The following is a 1,388-nucleotide window of genomic DNA, read 5'->3' as shown; positions in this document are numbered from 1 at the left end:
GTTGTCTGTGCAACGCCACATCCTTTTCCACTCAACATATATTTTGGGACCTTAACTGGTGGTCTGGGCTGTTTCCCTCTCGACAACGGACCTTATCACCCGCTGTCTGACTCCCGTGCATCACATCCGTGGCATTCGGAGTTTGTCTGAATTCGGTAACCCGGGATGGGCCCCTCGTCCAAACAGTGCTCTACCTCCACGATGCTAACACGAGGCTATACCTAAATATATTTCGGAGAGAACCAGCTATCTCCAGGTTCGATTGGAATTTCTCCGCTACCCACACCTCATCCGGTCACTTTTCAACGTAAGTCGGTTCGGCCCTCCATCCAGTGTTACCTGGACTTCAGCCTGGACATGGGTAGATCACCTGGTTTCGGGTCTGCAACCCCATACTATACGCCCTGTTCAGACTCGCTTTCGCTACGGCTCCGCATTCGCTGCTTAACCTTGCATGAAATCGCAACTCGCCGGTTCATTCTACAAAAGGCACGCCATCACCCATTAACGGGCTCTGACTACTTGTAAGCACACGGTTTCAGGTTCTATTTCACTCCCCTTCCGGGGTGCTTTTCACCTTTCCCTCACGGTACTGGTCCACTATCGGTCACTGAGGAGTATTTAGCCTTGGGAGATGGTCCTCCCGGATTCCGACGGAATTCCTCGTGTTCCGCCGTACTCAGGATCCACCGCAACATCCATTCGCTTCGCCTACGGGACTCTTACCCCCTATGGTCGGCCGTTCCAGGCCCTTCCGCTCGCAAACTTCAGTCTCATCGGTGTCCTACAACCCCAGCCGAAGCTGGTTTGGGCTCTTCCCGTTTCGCTCGCCGCTACTCAGGGAATCGATTTTTCTTTCTCTTCCTCCGGGTACTAAGATGTTTCAGTTCCCCGGGTCTACCTCTTCCAGGCTATGTATTCACCTGGAAGTCACACTCAATGTGTGGGGTTCCCCCATTCGGAAATCTCTGGATCAACGCCTACTTACAGCTCCCCAGAGCATATCGGTGTTTGTTCCGTCCTTCATCGGCTCTCAGTGCCAAGGCATCCACCGTGCGCCCTTCATTACTTAATCGCAATGAAATTGTGAGTGTACCGGAATGCTCCGGTACAACGCGTGTTTGTTTGAACTCTTTCGGTTCTCGGTTTTCTACGCTTGATTTTCGGTTAAAAATCATTTTTCGCATTGTTTCTATACGGTTTTCAATGTACATGAAGAATAGCCAAAGAAGACCATTCAAAACTGAATACAATATGTCAGACGCCATTCCATCCATCCGAAGATGTTCCGTTATATCCTTAGAAAGGAGGTGATCCAGCCGCACCTTCCGATACGGCTACCTTGTTACGACTTCACCCCAGTCATCGGTCCCACCTTCGACGGCTGC

At 51.2% G+C, this 1,388-nt stretch carries 2 rRNA genes; both read right to left on the bottom strand.

What is annotated here, in order from left to right:
* A 23S ribosomal RNA gene (locus FO441_RS12475) occupies positions 1-1,075 on the bottom strand; the annotation flags it as partial.
* 228 nt (positions 1,076-1,303) lie between these two features.
* Positions 1,304-1,388: ribosomal RNA gene (locus tag FO441_RS12470) — 16S ribosomal RNA — on the bottom strand; the annotation flags it as partial.

The organism is Salinicoccus cyprini, assembly GCF_007713705.1.
Classification (GTDB): domain Bacteria; phylum Bacillota; class Bacilli; order Staphylococcales; family Salinicoccaceae; genus Salinicoccus; species Salinicoccus cyprini.
The sequence above is the reverse complement of the archived record's forward strand: the minus strand, read 5'-3'. Positions and strand labels throughout refer to the sequence as shown.